This window comes from Nocardioides luteus, from assembly GCF_014648595.1.
Classification (GTDB): Bacteria; Actinomycetota; Actinomycetes; order Propionibacteriales; family Nocardioidaceae; genus Nocardioides; species Nocardioides luteus.
This window is the reverse complement of the sequence record NZ_BMRK01000001.1, coordinates 141,545-156,242: the sequence shown is the minus strand read 5'-3', so window position 1 is coordinate 156,242 and position 14,698 is coordinate 141,545. Positions and strand designations below refer to the sequence as shown.

Below are 14,698 nucleotides of genomic sequence, written 5' to 3'. Positions count from 1 at the left end.
ATGTCGGTCGGCTCCCGGACCATCCTGACACGTACCTGATGCGCGGCTCATCCGTGTTCCGCACGGCCACCTCTATTCTGTGATCGTGGCGACCAGGTTCGCGGCGGCCGACGCCCACTACCCACCCTCCGGCGGCGGGAACGCCACACTCGTGGTGAGCCGGGATGCCGACTTCAGCACAATCACCGAGCAACACTCGGTCTGGCTCGACGAGGTCGCCGACTACGTCCCGGGCAGGTTCTACGAACGTGAGCTGCCCGCGCTCGCGGCGCTCCTCGCCGACGTCGATCCGCTCGATGTGCTCGTCGTCGACGGATACGTCGATCTCGACCCTCACGGAACGCCCGGGCTCGGCCGACATGTCTGGGACGCCGATCTCGCGCCGGTCGTGATCGGCGTCGCGAAGACCCGGTTCCACGCAGCCACGCATGCGGAGCCCGTTCTCCGCGGAGCCTCGAAGAGGCCGCTGTACGTCACCGCCGTCGGCATCCCGCGAGCCGAGGCCGCTGATCTGGTTCGCGGCATGTCCGGATCCGCCCGCCTCCCCGACGCGTTGCGGATCGTCGACCGGCTCGCTCGATCGGCATCCTCAGGGCTCATGTCGACGCACCCTAGAGGTGACCGCCGACACCCCGGTCCGAGGCGGCAAACGGGTGATTGCGACACGTTGTGACGGTTGTCGCAGGTCATTGCATTGCATGGTTCGCACCGCTAGCGTTTCGATGTTTCATCCGGATGTCTGTGCGGGGGTACGCAATGACCGAGACGTCGATCAGCATCGATGAGGAGCTGTTGGCCGAGGCGAGGAAGATCGCCGGGACGACGACCAACCAGGCTGCGATCGACCACGCGCTGCGTGACCTCGTCGAGCGTGAGGCGGCCGCTGCGGCGTTCGACAGCATCGTCGAGCGAGACCTCGGGGACACCAAGGACACCCTCGAGTTCTAGACACCCTTTCTAGACGTTGGCCGGACTGACCGCGTCGAGCGGGATCGGCCAGAACTCCTTGTCGGTGGCGAGATGGATGACGCCGAGCGGCACGGTGGCGGCCCGACAGGCTGCGTAGAGCGTCTCGGCGTTCTGCCGGTCGGTGGAGCTGGGTGGGCCGCCTCCGGGACGGCAGAGCAGGAACTCCACCCGTTCGAAGCCGAGCTCCGAGATCAGCCCGCCCATCGTGGCTGCGACGCTGGTGGCGCCGTCGGCGCCGATCTCGGCGGGCAGCTCCTCGATCTGGCACAGCTGCGGGAACGGGACGCCGTCGGCACCGACGAACATGAACCACAGCCGCGGCTCGGGCCAGCCGAGCGGATGGATCAGATGTCGCCAGGCGGCCTCGACGTCGGTCTGGGTGCGGAGGACTGGAGCGTAGGGATTCTTGTCGGTCATGGGTCCACCGCACCATGGGCCGAAGGCGCGGGCAACGACGAGCTCGCCGCCTGTGGAGAACTCTGCTCATCCACAGGGTTTCGCCCGTAAGCGGCCCGCTCTGCGACCCTCTCAGGGCTCCAGCCGGTGCTCCGGGCCCGTCCAGCGGCGCCGCAACCACCGGTCGTGGGAGGCGACGACGATGGTGCCGGGGGTGACCCCGATCGCCTCCTCGAGCTCCCCCGCGAGCGCGAGCGAGATGTGGTTGGTCGGCTCGTCGAGAAGGAGCAGGTCCGGCCCGGTCGCGATCGCGACCGCCAGGTCGAGCCGCCGGCGCTGACCGACGCTGAGCGCACCGACCGGGCGGCCGAGGTCGCGTGGGTGGACCAGGCCGAGGTCGCGCAGCGGCACGCGGTCGGCGAGCGACTCCCCCACCGACTCCCGGTAGACGTCGGTGACCTTGCGGCGCAAGTCGCCGAACTGCGGGTCCTGGGTGAGCTCCGCGACCTGCCGTGCGCTGACCTGGACGTCGCCGGAGGTCGGCCGGATCCGCCCGGAGATCGTGCCGAGCAGCGTCGACTTGCCGCTGCCGTTGGGACCGGTGACCAGCAGGTGCTCGCCCGCGGTGATGTCGAGGACCGGCAGCCGGAGCCGGTGCTCGACGACGAGGTCGCGGACCACCACCATCCGACCGCTCGCACCGGCGGCGGAGAGCGCAGCCTTGAACCGCAGCGGCGACGGCGGCTTCTGCACCTGTGTCTCCTCGGCCTCCTCCAGCCGGCGGGTGGCGTCCTTCTTCCGGCGCGCGACGGTGCGCTCGACGTTGCTGCCCTTGAACTTGTAGATGAACTTGTCGTTGTCGGTCGGACCACGGTTGTGGGCGATGGCGTCGTTGCCGATCCTGGTCGCGGCACGCAGCCGCTTGAGCTCGTCCTGCTGCTCGGCGTACGTCTGCTCCCAGCGCTCGCGGGCCGCCTTGCGCGCCTCCTCATAGGCGCTCCAACCTCCGCCGAAGAGGCGGCCGCCGGCGCCGTCGGTGCCGAAGGCGGTCGGGTCCAGGTCGAAGAGGCCGGTGGCGACCTCGTCGAGGAAGACGCGGTCGTGGGAGGCCATCAGGACGACGCCTGGAAGCTCCCGCAGGAACTCCGCCAGGACCGTGACCGCCTCGTCGTCGAGGTGGTTGGTCGGCTCGTCGAGCAGCAGCGCGTCGGGCCTGCGGGTGATCGCGGTCGCCAGCGCCAACCGGGTGCGCTGCCCGCCCGAGAGGGTGCTGATGGCCCGCTCGCGGTCGAGCCCGCTCAGCCCGAGCTGCTCGGCGGCCAGGATGGCGCGCCGGTCGGCGTCCCAGGCGTCGTGGGCGACCGCGAAGTCGAGGGCGTTCGCGTACGTCTCGGCGACCTCGGGGTCGTCGAGGCCGTCGGCGAGCTTCTCGACGGTCGCGACGGCTTCACGCAGCGGCCTCAGCGTGGTGGCGAGGACGTCCTCGATGCTGGCCTCGTCGCGGAACGGCGGCTCCTGCGGGAGCCAGACCAGGTCGTCGGGCGTCTCGACCGTGCCTGTGCACTGCGCGGTGGCCGGAAGCCGGCGAGCGACAGCGCGGAGGAGTGTGGACTTGCCGGCGCCGTTCTCCCCCACGAGCGCGATCCGCTCGCCCGGGGAGACCGTGAGGTCGATCCCGGCGAGGACGGAGCCGCTGCGGAAGGAGACGGAGAGGTCGCGGACGACGACGGGTCCGGCGGAGAGAGTGGTGGACATGCGCGCTGGCCTTCGGGTTCGAGGACGACCCGCCGGGCGATGTGCCTCGGGCGCGGGTCGGAGGTCAGCGCAGGTTCTTCATGATGAGAAGAGCGTACGCGGCGAGCCAGAACGTCGTCCACCGGTTATTCGAACAACGCTCAGCTCCGCAGGATCTTCTCCATCGCCTTGCCCTTGGCGAGCTCGTCGACGAGCTTGTCGAGATAGCGCACCTGACGCATGACCGGGTCCTCGATCTCCTGGACGCGTACGCCGCAGACGACCCCGGTGATCAGCGAAGCGCCCGGGTTGAGGTCGGCAGCCGCGAAGAACTCCTCGAAGCTCGTGCCCGCCTCGACGTGCTTGGCGATCGCGTCGTCGTCGAAGCCGGTCAGCCAGGTGATCACCTGGTGCAGCTCCGCGACGGTGCGTCCTTTCCGCTCCACCTTCGTCACGTAGTGGGGGTAGACGGAGCCGAAGGGCATCTTGTAGACGCGCTCGAGGTTATCCACGCCTCCGAGCCTAGCCCGGGCGTTCGGCGACGAGCTGGTACATCCCGCCGACGCGCACGAACGGCTCCTGGTCGCACAGCTCGCGCTCGAGCTCGAGGAGATGGTTGAAGTAGGCGGGGTCGTGCTTGGCAGCGTCGTCGGTGAGCAGGTCGTTGGCGATCCGGGTGCCGAAGCGGCCGGTGAGCCGCAGCCCGGCGGCTTCGAGGTCCGCCTCGAGGTCGGCCATCGGGATCTTGCGTACGTTGTGATCGAACGTCACCGTACGCTTGGTGTCGGCACGCAGCTCGCCGAGTGCGCCCTCGGGGCCGCCGGTGACCAGCTGGCGCAGCACCATGCTCGCCGGGTTGGGCACCATCACCGAGAGCCGACCGCCGGGTCGCACGGCAGCCGCCAGACGGCGTACGTCTCCGGCGTCAGCGGGGCGGTACTGCAGCACGAAGTGGCACAGCACCAGATCCCACTCGCCGGGCGGCAGCTCCTCGACGCCGCCGACGATGGTGCTCAGCGGAACGCCGGCCTCCGCAGCCCGGCGCTTCGCCTCGGCCAGCCAGGCCTCGGACGGGTCGAGGATGGTGACCTCGTGGCCCGCGCGCGCCAGCGGCAGCGCGTCCATCCCGTCGCCGCCACCGACGTCGAGGATCCGCAGCCTCTCCCCCAGGTCGGTGCACTGGCGGCGCAGGATCTCCTCCACCACGGTGTAGCGGATGCGGGCCCACGGGGTCTCGGTGTAGGCGCGCCACTGCGCCAGCCTGTTGGTGAAGACGTCGGTCATGGCGCGACAGCCTGACCGGCGTAGGTCTGCTCGCCTCGCAGGTAGGTGGAGACGACGCGACCGGTGAGCTTGCGGTCGTGCCACGGGTTGTTGCGCGAGAGCGAGAGCGAGCGGTCGCGGTCGACGACGTAGGTCGCGGCCGGGTCGACGAGGGTCAGGTTGGCCGGCTCGCCGACGGCGACCGGGCGGCCGTGGCCCTCGAGTCCGGCGATGCGGGCCGGGGTGGAGGACATCACCCGGGCGACGCCGGCCCAGTCGAGCAGCCCCGAGGAGACCATCACGGTCGAGACGACCGAGAGCGACTCCTCGAGCCCGAGCATCCCGAAGGCGGCGTCGACGAAGGCGTGCTCCTTGTCCTGGCGCGCGTGCGGGGCGTGGTCGGTGGCGACCGCGTCGATGGTGCCGTCGGCCAGCGCCTCGCGCAGCGCCTCGACATCCTCGGCGGGACGCAGCGGCGGATTGACCTTGAAGGTCGGGTCGTAGCCGGAGAGCAGGTCGGTGGTCAGCAGCAGGTGGTGGGGCGTCACCTCGGCGGTGACCGCCCAGCTGCCGTCCTTCTCGGCCTGCGCCTTCGCCCAGCGCAGCACCTCGACGGTGCCGGCGGTGGAGGCGTGGGCGACGTGGACGCGGGAGCCGGTGTGGCGGGCGAGCATCACGTCGCGGGCGACGATGACCTCCTCGGCGACCCCCGGCCAGCCCGGCAGGCCGAGGCGGCCGGAGAGCTCACCCTCGTGGCAGCAGGCCGAGCCGTACGGAGCCAGCGACGGGTCCTGGGAGTGCTGGGAGATCACGCCACCGAAGGACTTGACGTACTCCAGCGCGCGCCGCATCACGCGGGGATCGGAGACGCAGCGGCCGTCGTCGGAGAAGACCTTCACACCGGCCCGGGAGCGGTTCATCAAGGAGAGCTCGGCGAGCTCCTCGCCGCCCAGCCCCTTGGTGACCGCGCCGACCGGGAACACGTCGGCCAGGCCCGCCTCGCGGCCGAGTTCCCAGACGGAGACGGCGGCCTCGGCGGTGTCGGTGACCGGGGAGGTGTTGGCCATCGCGAGCACGGCGGTGTAGCCGCCTGCCGCGGCGGCGGCCGCACCGGTGGCGACCGTCTCGGCGTCCTCGCGGCCCGGCTGGCGCAGGTGGGTGTGCAGGTCGACGAGGCCCGGGAGGAGGACCAGCCCGGAGGCGTCGACGACCTCGTCGGCAGCCTCGGCGGTCGCGGTGAGCGAGCCGATCTCGCGGATCACGCCCTCCTCGACGTACACGTCGGTCGGCTCGGCGCCGAGGACGGAGGCACCCTTGATCAACAGGCTCATCGTGTTACTCATCTCAGTCGTGCTTCGGCGGGTGTCGGCGGGCTCGACCACCGCTCAGCCCTCCTCGCCGGCGAGCAGGTGGTAGAGGACGGACATCCGGATGGCGACTCCGGCCGAGACCTGGTCGAGGATCCGGGAGGACGCGGCGTCGGCGGCCTCGGGCGAGATCTCCAGGCCGCGGTTCATCGGCCCCGGGTGCAGGATCGGTACGCCGTCGCGCAGCATGCCGAGCCGCTGGCGGGTCAGCCCGTAGCCCACCGTGTATTCGCGGGACGTCGGGAAGTAGCCGCCGCTCATCCGCTCGCGCTGGACGCGCAGCATCATCACCGCGTCGACCTCGGGGAGGACGTCGTCGAGGGTGTAGGAGGTGGCGAATCCGTCGGCCTTGGCCCACTCGGCGATGCCCGAGGGCATCAGTGTCGGCGGCGCGACCGCGACGACGGAGGCGCCCAGCTTGCTCAGCGACTTCACGTTGGAGCGGAAGACCCGCGAGTGGGTCAGGTCGCCGACGATCGCGATCCGCTTGCCCTCCAGCGAGCCGGGACCGCCGAGCTGGCGCTGCAGGGTGTAGCCGTCGAGCAGCGCCTGGGTCGGGTGCTCGTGCATGCCGTCGCCGGCGTTGACCACGGGGATGTCGAGCCAGCCCGCGACCTGGTGGGCCGCACCGGAGGCGGAGTGGCGCATCACCAGGCCGTCGACGCCCATCGCGGTCACGGTCAGCACCGTGTCGCGCAGCGACTCGCCCTTGGAGGCCGAGGAGCCCTTCGCGGACAGGTTGATGACGTCGGCCGAGAGCCACTTGCCGGCGATCTCGAAGGAGGATCGGGTGCGGGTCGAGTCCTCGAAGAAGAGGTTGATCACGGTGCGTCCGCGCAGCGCGGGCAGCTTCTTGACCTCCCGCTTCTGGACGTCGTGCATCTCGGCAGCGGTCGCGAAGAGCCGCTGGATCTCCTCGGCGCTCACGTCGTCGATGGACAGCAGATGACGCGTCATGCCGCCACCTCCGTCGAGGGGGTCGAAGAGTACGGACGTGGCGGCCTGACCTTCATTGTCGCTCGCTGACGCTCGCTCATGCAGGCACCCCCTCGAGCTCGACGATGCGTACCTCGTCGATGCCGTCGGTCTCCTCCAGCCGCAGCCCGACCCGCTCGGAGCGGGCGGTGGGGAGGTTCTTCCCGACGTGGTCGGCCCGGATCGGCAGCTGCCGGTGGCCGCGGTCGACGAGCACGGCCAGACGCACGACGGCGGGGCGGCCGTAGTCGGCCAGCGCGTCGAGCGCGGCGCGGACGGTGCGGCCCGAGAAGAGCACGTCGTCGACGAGCACGACGGTCTTGCCGTCGATGCCGCCCGGCGGGATCTGGGTGTGGTGGGGCGCGCGGGTGGGATGGGTGCGCAGGTCGTCGCGGTACATCGTCACGTCGAGCGCACCGTGGGCCACCGGATGACCCTCGGCCGCCTCGATCCGCGCGGCGATCCGCTGGGCCAGCGGCACCCCACGGGTGTGCAGACCGAGCAGCACGAGATCCACCGCATCACGGTTGCGCTCCAGGATCTCGTGGGAGATCCGGGTCAGCGCTCGGGAGATGTCACGGGCGTCGAGCACGACGCGACCATCGGTCGCCGGCTCGAGGGCATCATCAGACAAGGTTGTGGTCTCCTTCTCCGCCTCACGGGACGGCTCGTTAAAGGATCGGCCCCACCCTAGCCCAGATCCGCCCGATCGCCGACGTCGCGAGCGTCGCCAGGCGGGCGTGATGGCCAGGCGCCGCCGCGAAGGCATGCCGGGTGCCTGTCGAGAGGCGGCAACGCCGCCAGCGCGCCCGTATGGCGTCGCGCAGCAGGCGGGGATCGGGCGGATCTGGGCTGACGTCAGTCGAGGTCGATGAGCACCTTCCCGACCGCACCGTTCTCGACCGCGTCGTGGGCGGCGGCGGTGTCCTCGAGCCGATAGTGGTGCAGAGGTACGCCGGCCTCGGCTCCGACACGGAGCGCCCCTGCCTTCACCGCGGCCGAGACGTCCTCGGCCGCGGCCCGGATCTGCTCCGGCTCGATGCCGTAGAGCTGGATGAACTGGTAGCGCAGGTTGAGCGAGAACGTCGCCCGCAGCGGCATGGTGAGCTCGTCGCCACCGTTGTTGGCGTAGATCGCGATCGTGCCGCGAGGGGCGATGACCGCCCGGTCGAGGTCGTTGTTGGTCGCCGGGGCGACCTCGACGATCTGGTCGACGCCGTCTGGCGCGATATCCCGGATGGCCGCTTCCGGGTCACCCTCACGGTAGTTGACGACGTGGTGCGCCCCCGCCGCCCGCGCCAGCTCGGCCTTCTCCTCGGAGCTGATCGTGGTGATCACCTTCGCACCGGCCCACACGGCGAGCTGGATCGCGGCGTTGCCGACCGCGCCGGCCCCGCCGTGGACCAGGACGGTGACGCCCTCGAACGAACCGGGCGCGATCCGCTCGACCGAGCCGGAGGTCAGCGCCCGGTGAGCGGTCATCGCCGGCACGCCGAGCGAGGCGCCGAGGTCGTAGGAGGCGTCCTCGGGCAGCTCGACGGCCTTGTGGGCGGGCACGGTGACGTACTCCGCGGCGGTCCCCCACGGCTGCCCGTGCTGGGTCATGAAGAGCCAGACCGGCTGACCGGCGATGTGGGTGGTGACCCCCTCGCCGATCTCCTCGACGACCCCCGCGCCGTCCTGGCCGGGGGTCGCCTCGGGCGTGGCGAGCTTCGCACTCAGCCCGGCACGTACCTTCCAGTCGGTGGGGTTGACCCCCGCCCGCACCAGCCGGACCAGCACCTCGCCCGGACCAGGCTTCGGCACCGGCCGTTCGACCAGTTGCATGACGGAGGAGGGACCGTTCTCGGAGTAGACGACTGCGCGCATGCCTCCGACGTTAGCGGTCGGCAGCTACAGAGCGTGTGCCATCCCGGCGCACGCCTTGAGCCACGACATCTTGGTCTCCTCCGAAAGCTGGGAGTACTGCACCGTCGAGCCCGCGACGAGCACCGGGTCGAACGGGACCCGGTAGACGCCGCGCGTGCGCTGCTGGTAGACCTCGGTCAGGTCGCGCGCCAGGTTGGTGTCGACCTTGGGCGAGGGGTCCGAGAGCACCGTGATCGTCTTCAGCTTGAGGTCGGCGTAGCCGGACTCCTGGAGCGCGTCGAGCATCCACAGACCGCTGTAGCCAGTGTCCTCGCGCACCGTCGAGGTGACCACCAGGAGGTCGGCGGTGTCGGCGGCGGCGAGCCAGTTCTCGGCCCGCATGTTGTTGCCGGTGTCGACCAGGATCACCTTGTAGAAACGCTCCAGCAGGTGGTGCACCTGGCCGAAGTCGTCAGCATGGATCTGCCCGGTGACGTCGGGCCGCTCGTCGGAGGCGAGCACGTCGAAGTGGGCGTCGCCCTGGGAGCGTACGAACGCACCGAGGTCACCGATCCGGGACTGGTAGACGTTGTTGAACGCGGCCAGGTTGTCGAGCAGCTCCCGGGTGGTGTTGCGGTGGGTGCTGCGTACGCCGCGGATCCCGAGGGTGCCACGGGTCTCGTTGTTGTCCCAGGCCACGACTCCCCCGCCACGAACGGTGCCGAAGGTGTAGCCGGCGGCGAGCACGCCGGTGGTCTTGGCGGCACCGCCCTTGGGGTTGATGAACACGATCGTGCGCGGGCCGTCGAAGTCGCGCTGGATCATCGCGCGGTCCTGCTCGTAGGCGACCTCGGCCGGGCCCATCTTCGGGCTGATCAGCCCGCCCGACATCTTGCGGATCGCACCTCGCCAGCCCCAGGTCGCGGGACCGAACCCGGCCGACTCCGCACGCCGGTCGAGGAAGTCGGTCGCGCTGGGGACCTCCTGCCCGTGGACAGCCGGAGGAGGAGGCGGGGTCACCGCCGCCGGGGTCGGCGGAGCGGCGTTGCTGGTGACCTGTGGGTTGGTGATGCGAGTCGCCTCCTGACTCGGGTCTGGCTGGGGCTGGTACGCGGGCGGCTGCCCTGCCGTGCTCGGCGGTGGCGGCGTCACCCAGTGTGAGGGTGCACCGGTCGGCCGGGTGCGCGAGTCCGGCTCGTCATAGGGATTGTTGTCCTGCGTCATGCGCTCTCCGAATACGGGTGCGTGGTTACGGCCTCCATCTCAGCCTTGGGTCCAAACATACGGTCCCGACCGAAGCAATCGTCGATAACCGGAAAACACACGCGTCGTGGCGCACCCCGAAATGACGCGACGCCCGCCCGGAACGGTCCCGGGCAGGCGTACGTCTCGGCTCGTTCAGGCCCTGGCCAGGTCTTTCGCGACCGCGGCGAGCACGCCGTTGACGAAGGAGGGCGAGTCGTCGGTGGACAGCTCGGTCACCAGAGCGGTCGCCTCGCTGATCGCCACCTCCGAGGCGACGTCACCGTCGAGGAGCTCCCAGACGCCGATGCGGAGCACGTTGCGGTCGACCGCGGGCATCCGGGTCAGCGACCAGTCCTTGGCGAACGCGGTGATCAGCGCATCGATCCGCTCGGCGTCGGTGACCACGCCGCGGACGATCTTGACCGTGAACGGGTTGTTGGGCACCTGTCCCTCGGCGATCTGCTGGTCGAGCAGGTCACCGGCGGAGAGACCGCGGGCCTCGGCTGCGAAGAGCAGGTCGAGCGCGCGCTTGCGGGCCTTGGTGCGGGCGGTGGCGACGTGTGCCACAGGTCAGCCCTTGACGCGGGAGAGGTAGGAGCCGCCCTCGCGGGTGTCGACCTTGATCTTCTCGCCCTGCTCGATGAAGAGCGGCACCTGGATCTCGGCGCCGGTCTCGAGGGTGGCGGGCTTGGTGCGGCCGGTGGCGGAGTCACCCATGACACCCGGCTCGGTGTAGGTGATGGTCAGCTCGACCGACGGCGGCAGCTCGACGAAGAGCACGCGGCCCTCGTTGGTGGCCACGATCGCCTCGGTGTTCTCGAGCATGAAGTTGGCGGCGTCGCCGACGATGGCGGGGTCGACCTCGATCTGGTCGAAGTCCTGCACGTCCATGAAGACGAAGTTGTTGCCGTCGTTGTAGAGGTACTGCATCGTGCGCTTGTCGACGGTCGCGGTCTCGACCTTGGTGCCGGCGTTGAAGGTCTTGTCGACGTTCTTGCCAGACTCGACGTGGCGGAGCTTGGTGCGGACGAACGCCGGGCCCTTGCCGGGCTTCACGTGCTGGAACTCGGTGACCTGCCAGAGCTGGCCCTCGAGCTTCAGCACCATGCCGTTCTTGAGGTCGTTCGTCGTCGCCATAACCGTCCGTCAGCCTTCGTCTCTGTCGTCCTGCAGCTCTGCAGGCCTCGTTGTCAATGTTCCTGGGTTCGTAGGGCCCGATGGGCCACGAAGAATCCTAGTCAACGAGGCGTACGCCGACCCAATCCGTCAGGCGCCGCCGCCCGTCTCGCCCAGGCTGTCGGCGATGACCTCGAGCGCCTCGCGGTAGCCGTCGATGCCCTTGCCCGCCACGACCGCGGTGGCGTGCGGGGTGATCACGCTGGTGTGCCGGAACTCCTCGGGCCGCTTCAGCGGCTCGGAGATGTGCACCTCGACCAGCGGTGCGGTCAGCTGCGCGCACGCGTCGTAGATCGCGTAGGAGTAGTGGGTCCAGGCGGCGGCGTTGAGCACGACCGGGATCTGCTCGTCAGCGGCAGCGTTGAGCCAGTCGACCATGTCGCCCTCGTGGTTGGTCTGGCGCACCTCCACGGCGAAGCCGAGCGTGTGCCCCCAGCCGACGCACAAGGCGGCCAGCTCGTCGTGGGTGGTGTGCCCGTAGATCTCGGGCTGGCGCTTGCCGAGACGCCCGAGGTTGGGGCCGTTGAGGACGAGGACCTTCGTCAACGAGTTGCTCACGCCCCGCATCCTCGCACGCTTTTCGCGAGCCAAATCTAAGCGCCCACTTACCTTTGTGTCAGACTGACCACATGAGCGAGGTACGCACCAGCACCCAGGCGCGCGGCGACCGGAGCCGTGCCCGTCTGCTCGACGCTGCGGTCCAGGCCTTCTCCGCCAAGGGATTCCACGGCACCAGCACCCGCGACATCGCCACCGCCGCCGGCCTCAGCCCCGCCGCGGTCTACGTCCACCACCGCTCCAAGGAAGAGCTGCTGCACGCGATCGCCGTGCGCGGCCACACCGTGATCCTCGGGGCGATCACCGAGGCGACCCGCTCGGAGGCGACGCCCGCAGAGCGGGTCGCCGCCGCCGTACGCACCTATGTCCTCTTCCACGCGCGCTCCCACACCACGGCCCGGGTGATCAACTACGAGCTCGCCGCACTGACCGAGGAGCACTTCCGCGAGATCGCCGGCCTGCGCCGCGCCATCGACACCGTCATGCGCGAGGTCGTCGAGGAGGGCGTACGCAGCGGCGACTTCGACACCCCCGACCCGGCCAAGGCCGCCACCGCCCTGCTCTCGCTCGGCATCGACCTGGCCCGGTGGTACCGCGACGACGGCTCCTGGACGCCCGACTCCCTCGCCGACTTCTACGCCGACCTCGCGCTCCGCGTCGTCGGCGCCCGCCCCTGAGAGACAAGCACCCCGAGAAGAAAGCACCTTCATGCGCCGCACGATCTACACCGAGGACCACCAGTCCTTCCGCGAGACCATCCGCTCGTTCATCGAGAAGGAGGTCGCTCCCGTCTACGAGGAGTGGTACGAGGCCGGCATCGTCCCCCACGACTTCTACCTCAAGCTGGGCGAGCTCGGTGTGTGGGGCATCCAGGTGCCCGAGGAGTACGGCGGCGCCGGGATCGAGTCGTTCAAGTACTCCGCCGTGATGACCGAGGAGCTCGCCCGCGCCGGCGTCTCCTTCGGCGGCTCGAGCACCCACGTCGGCCTCTGCCTGCCCTACCTCCTCAAGCTCGCCACCAAGGAGCAGATGGAGCGCTGGATGCCCGGATTCGTCTCCGGTGCGGAGATGTGGGCGATCGCGATGACCGAGCCCGGCACCGGCTCCGACCTCGCCGGCATGACCACCAACGCCAAGCTGACCGAGGACGGCAAGCACTACGTGCTCAACGGTGCCAAGACCTTCATCACCGGCGGCGTCAACGCCGACCGGGTGATCGTCTGCGCCCGCACCGCGCCCGCCACCCCCGAAGACCGCCGCGGCGGCATCACCCTGCTCGCCGTCGACACCAAGCTCCCCGGCTACGAGGTCGGCCGCAAGCTCGACAAGCTCGGCCTCAAGGTCTCCGACACCGCCGAGCTCTCCTTCACCGACGTGCTCGTGCCCGTCGAGGACGTCCTCGGCGAGGAGGGCAAGGGCTTCTCCTACCTCGGCCAGAACCTCCCGGTCGAGCGCCTCGGCATCGCGGTCGGCGCCTACGCGCAGGCTGCCGCGGCCGTCGAGTTCGCCAAGAAGTACGTCGCCGAGCGCAAGGTCTTCGGCACCCCGGTCGCCTCCTTCCAGAACACCAAGTTCGAGCTCGCCGCGTGCAAGGCCGAGGTCGACGCCGCCGAAGCCGTGGTCGACCGCGCGATCGAGGCGGAGGACGCCGGCACCCTGACCGCCGCCGAGGCCGCCTCGGCCAAGCTGTTCTGCACCGAGGTCGCCCACCGTGTCGTCGACCGCTGCCTCCAGCTCCACGGCGGCTACGGCTACATGAACGAGTACCCCATCGCCCGCCTCTACGCCGACAACCGGGTCAACCGCATCTACGGCGGCACCTCCGAGGTGATGAAGCTGATCATCGCCAAGGACATGGGTCTGTGACCCGCGTACCCTCAGGAGCATGACGCCGCGCGGCTCGACGTGCCGGCCCTCGCCCGGGTCGCGCACGTCTCCCCCGCTCACTTCAGCCGCCGGTTCAAGGCGGTCTTCGGGGAGACGCCCCACCGTTACCTGCAGCGGCGCCGGATCGAAAGGTCCATGGCGCTGCTGCGGGACACGGCGCTACCGGTCACCGAGGTCGCGCTCACCGTGGGTCTCAGCAGCCTCGGCACCTTCAGCCGCACCTTCCGCGACATCGTCGGCTCGAGGTGTCGGGCCGCTCCCCCGCCCACAGCGAGGAGACCGCCGACCAGCTGCGCGACCTGGTGACCAAGGGCGCGATGGGTGCGGTGGCCATCTTCAACACCGACGACTGCCAGAAGCTCTACGAGGATCTCTCCGCGAAGGGCGTCGAGTTCATCCAGCAGCCGACCCGCCAGCCCTACGGCATCGACTGCGCGCTGCGCGACCCTTCGGCAACCACATCCGGGTCACCGAGCGCGTCGAGGGGCCGGTCGAGGTCACCGACGAGGACGTCGCGCGCTGGTCGAGGACCTGAAGACGAACGATCAAGATGCTGGAGGTCCAGCCTCGATCAACAAAGCGTCGACTGCCTCGACCAACGATTGCAGGTCGCCCGTAGCCGTCCGCCAAACCGTGAGGTTGCTGATCTCCGCATAACCATGGATCAGGACATTGCGCATCCCGATGATCTTGTGCACCTCCGGCACCCGCGCGGCGGTGTCCGGATCCTCCTTTCGGAGGACGCTCATAGCCTCGCCTGCGATCTCGAACTGCCGCTCGACCCCAGAACGAAGCAGGACGTCGGCTGCATACTCCTCCCAGGTCTTGCCTGCGACGAACTCCTGGATTCGCTTCGTTGCCGTGAGAAGGTCCCAGAGCAACGCCGCTGCCCTAGGCTGCATAGACTTCCTGAGCATTCTGGAACGCCTGCGCAGCGAAGTAAGGGTTCTCTACGGCTTCAGTCATCACCAGATCGACCTTTCGGCCAACGATGCGCTCGAGCTCGTCGGTGAGCGCTAGGTAGTTACCCAGCAGATCCTGCACTTCCGGAAGGAAGTCGACGAAGAAGTCCATGTCGCTGCGGTCAGGATCGAACCTCCCGGACACCGCTGACCCGAAGATACGTAGCCGTGCGACGCCGAACCGCTCACAGGCACGGGCAATCGCCGCGTGGTCCAGGCGGGGGGTTGCGCTCATGAATCCATTGTCCCAGATGTTCGGCACGAACGGGGTCACCCGCACCCCAACTCTTCTCGCCACTACAACCCAGGGTCATACCG

19 protein-coding genes are annotated in these 14,698 nt (G+C 69.6%); 5 read left to right on the top strand and 14 right to left on the bottom strand.

Translation table 11 applies throughout. The features are described from left to right. The first annotated feature begins 85 nt into the window (after nt 1–85). On the top strand, nt 86–673 hold the full coding sequence (locus tag IEY81_RS00745) for an endonuclease V (protein ID WP_189116531.1): 588 nt from the start codon (nt 86–88) through the stop codon (nt 671–673). An 83-nt stretch (nt 674–756) separates the two neighbouring features. Then, nucleotides 757–948, top strand: coding sequence for a type II toxin-antitoxin system VapB family antitoxin (locus IEY81_RS00740; protein WP_189116530.1), 192 nt, complete (start codon nt 757–759; stop codon nt 946–948). 9 nt (nt 949–957) lie between these two features. Here the strand turns inward: IEY81_RS00740 and IEY81_RS00735 are convergent, their stop codons facing one another. From IEY81_RS00735 to IEY81_RS00680, 12 genes are all read right to left on the bottom strand, one after another. Then, nucleotides 958–1,386: a hypothetical protein gene (locus IEY81_RS00735; RefSeq protein WP_189116529.1), complete on the bottom strand. Its 429-nt coding sequence runs from the start codon at nt 1,384–1,386 to the stop codon at nt 958–960. Nucleotides 1,387–1,497: 111 nt separating this feature from the next. Next, a complete protein-coding gene (locus IEY81_RS00730) occupies nt 1,498–3,120 on the bottom strand; it encodes an ABC-F family ATP-binding cassette domain-containing protein (protein ID WP_189116528.1) in 1,623 nt (540 codons plus the stop codon). Nucleotides 3,121–3,260: 140 nt separating this feature from the next. Beyond that, nucleotides 3,261–3,611 (bottom strand): DUF2200 domain-containing protein, encoded by a 351-nt coding sequence (locus tag IEY81_RS00725; RefSeq protein ID WP_229787133.1) that lies wholly within the window; start codon nt 3,609–3,611, stop codon nt 3,261–3,263. 10 nt (nt 3,612–3,621) lie between these two features. After that, a complete protein-coding gene (locus IEY81_RS00720; protein ID WP_189116527.1) occupies nt 3,622–4,383 on the bottom strand; it encodes a methyltransferase domain-containing protein in 762 nt (253 codons plus the stop codon). After that, complete coding sequence (locus IEY81_RS00715) at nt 4,380–5,693, bottom strand: dihydroorotase (RefSeq protein WP_189116526.1); 1,314 nt, start codon at nt 5,691–5,693, stop codon at nt 4,380–4,382. The genes IEY81_RS00720 and IEY81_RS00715 overlap by 4 nt, the downstream gene beginning before the upstream one ends. Before the next feature lie 54 nt (nt 5,694–5,747). Beyond that, entirely contained in the window at nt 5,748–6,686 is a 939-nt protein-coding gene (locus tag IEY81_RS00710) for an aspartate carbamoyltransferase catalytic subunit (protein WP_189116525.1), read from the bottom strand. A 76-nt stretch (nt 6,687–6,762) separates the two neighbouring features. Beyond that, nucleotides 6,763–7,338 carry a bifunctional pyr operon transcriptional regulator/uracil phosphoribosyltransferase PyrR gene (gene pyrR / locus IEY81_RS00705; protein WP_189116524.1) on the bottom strand — a complete coding sequence of 192 codons (576 nt, stop codon included), beginning with the start codon at nt 7,336–7,338 and terminating at the stop codon, nt 6,763–6,765. Nucleotides 7,339–7,562: 224 nt separating this feature from the next. Next, nucleotides 7,563–8,573 (bottom strand): NADPH:quinone reductase, encoded by a 1,011-nt coding sequence (locus IEY81_RS00700; RefSeq protein ID WP_189116523.1) that lies wholly within the window; start codon nt 8,571–8,573, stop codon nt 7,563–7,565. Between the two features lie 24 nt (nt 8,574–8,597). Continuing rightward, entirely contained in the window at nt 8,598–9,776 is a 1,179-nt protein-coding gene (locus tag IEY81_RS00695) for a MinD/ParA family ATP-binding protein (RefSeq protein WP_189116522.1), read from the bottom strand. A gap of 174 nt (nt 9,777–9,950) precedes the next feature. Continuing rightward, a complete protein-coding gene (gene nusB / locus IEY81_RS00690; protein ID WP_189116521.1) occupies nt 9,951–10,364 on the bottom strand; it encodes a transcription antitermination factor NusB in 414 nt (137 codons plus the stop codon). 3 nt (nt 10,365–10,367) lie between these two features. Continuing rightward, nucleotides 10,368–10,934 (bottom strand): elongation factor P, encoded by a 567-nt coding sequence (efp, locus tag IEY81_RS00685; RefSeq protein ID WP_189116520.1) that lies wholly within the window; start codon nt 10,932–10,934, stop codon nt 10,368–10,370. Between the two features lie 129 nt (nt 10,935–11,063). Next, complete coding sequence (locus IEY81_RS00680) at nt 11,064–11,531, bottom strand: type II 3-dehydroquinate dehydratase (protein ID WP_229787131.1); 468 nt, start codon at nt 11,529–11,531, stop codon at nt 11,064–11,066. 71 nt (nt 11,532–11,602) lie between these two features. On the opposite strand from IEY81_RS00680, the gene IEY81_RS00675 reads away from it, so the two are divergent. Genes IEY81_RS00675 through IEY81_RS00665 form a run of 3 tightly spaced genes read left to right on the top strand, consistent with a single transcriptional unit; the run spans nt 11,603 to nt 13,724 of the window. Then, nucleotides 11,603–12,208: a TetR/AcrR family transcriptional regulator gene (locus tag IEY81_RS00675; RefSeq protein ID WP_189116518.1), complete on the top strand. Its 606-nt coding sequence runs from the start codon at nt 11,603–11,605 to the stop codon at nt 12,206–12,208. 31 nt (nt 12,209–12,239) lie between these two features. After that, nucleotides 12,240–13,397: an acyl-CoA dehydrogenase family protein gene (locus IEY81_RS00670; protein WP_189116517.1), complete on the top strand. Its 1,158-nt coding sequence runs from the start codon at nt 12,240–12,242 to the stop codon at nt 13,395–13,397. A 39-nt stretch (nt 13,398–13,436) separates the two neighbouring features. Next, the gene (locus IEY81_RS00665; RefSeq protein ID WP_229787129.1) at nt 13,437–13,724 is read left to right on the top strand and encodes a helix-turn-helix transcriptional regulator; all 288 of its coding nucleotides are present in this window, start codon (nt 13,437–13,439) and stop codon (nt 13,722–13,724) included. 239 nt (nt 13,725–13,963) lie between these two features. On the opposite strand, the gene IEY81_RS00660 is transcribed toward IEY81_RS00665, so the two are convergent. Then, nucleotides 13,964–14,335 carry a HepT-like ribonuclease domain-containing protein gene (locus IEY81_RS00660; protein WP_229787128.1) on the bottom strand — a complete coding sequence of 124 codons (372 nt, stop codon included), beginning with the start codon at nt 14,333–14,335 and terminating at the stop codon, nt 13,964–13,966. Beyond that, nucleotides 14,310–14,615, bottom strand: coding sequence for a nucleotidyltransferase family protein (locus tag IEY81_RS00655; RefSeq protein WP_189116516.1), 306 nt, complete (start codon nt 14,613–14,615; stop codon nt 14,310–14,312). The genes IEY81_RS00660 and IEY81_RS00655 overlap by 26 nt, the downstream gene beginning before the upstream one ends. Nucleotides 14,616–14,698: the final 83 nt, after the last annotated feature.